This is a genomic window from Okeania sp. SIO2F4 (assembly GCF_010672385.1).
In the GTDB taxonomy this organism is placed as follows: Bacteria; Cyanobacteriota; Cyanobacteriia; order Cyanobacteriales; family Microcoleaceae; genus Trichodesmium.
This window is the reverse complement of the sequence record NZ_JAAHGT010001493.1, coordinates 1-1065: the sequence shown is the minus strand read 5'-3', so window position 1 is coordinate 1065 and position 1065 is coordinate 1. Positions and strand designations below refer to the sequence as shown.

Here is a 1065-nt window from a genome sequence, read left to right as displayed (position 1 = left end):
TTAGTAGATGCTATTACTCGTACAAACAAGGCGAACCAATTCTTTATTTTGCCTATAATCCTCACTGGATATCTGCTATTTTAAAACCAGGTAAAGATGTAGTTTGGTTAGAAGTTCCTTTTACTTCCTTACCAGATATGAGAAATATAAAAGAAGAAGATACATTACTAGATGGCAAAAATATTGGCTTTTCTAGAACTCAACAGCGTATTGTGGCTAATAAAAAATTTCTAGAAGCTAACCCAGTTGCTAAAAGGTGGTTTGAATTAGTAGAAATTCCAGTTGCAGATATGAATGGTGAAAGTTTACGCATTAAAGAAGGTGAAGACAAACCAGAAGATATTTTACGTCATGCTCAAGAGTGGGTAAAAAATCATCAGCAAAAATATGATAGTTGGTTAGAAACAGCAAGACAAGCAGCTAATTAAATTCCAAGCTTTTTAACTTGAAAAAACAGAAAAAATAAGCTGAGAGTAAATTGAAAAAATTGAGAACTTTAGCTATAAATACTATTGAATATTTCCACAATTCCAGCTTGTGGAATTTCCTGATTTGCTTGCTACTTCAATCAAGAAAAAATTATCATCAAATTAAATATTCAACCTTATTCTATTTATATATAATTTCTCAGCTTAATCAGGTTAGTGAGATACAGTTGTTTTTATTCTTTTCTGTTCCCTAAAATCAACAACTTTGTACCTCACCAATAGACATCTTGTGAAAAAGAAAAAGAATGTATAGAGGTTCCATGCGGCACTATAAAAAAAATCTGAGACTAGAAAAAAATAATGAGGTCTCCATTCTAAAAATTATTGCAGATTATCAGAACTCCATACTGTTCAATTTCCCAATTTGATTGCTACTTCATTCAGCCAAAAATTACTAGAAAATCAAATATTAAATCTGAGATTATTTTTTATACTAAAAATTTGCCAATTGAACCAAAATGAAACAAAAATATATCAAAATCATCTTAATCGCGAGAAAATTCCGGCAGCGGCGCTGAAATAATTGAAAATTTTCGCCTGCGGCGCCACTATTAAGAAATTGTCCCTTGCTGCGCTA

General features: G+C 31.4%; 1 protein-coding gene. It reads left to right on the top strand.

The window, feature by feature from the left end; genetic code table 11:
• Positions 1–428, top strand: a 428-nt coding sequence (locus F6K22_RS41450; RefSeq protein ID WP_293111038.1) for a glycine betaine ABC transporter substrate-binding protein, incomplete at its 5' end; no start/stop codon positions are given.
• Between the last annotated feature and the right edge of the window lie 637 nt (positions 429–1065).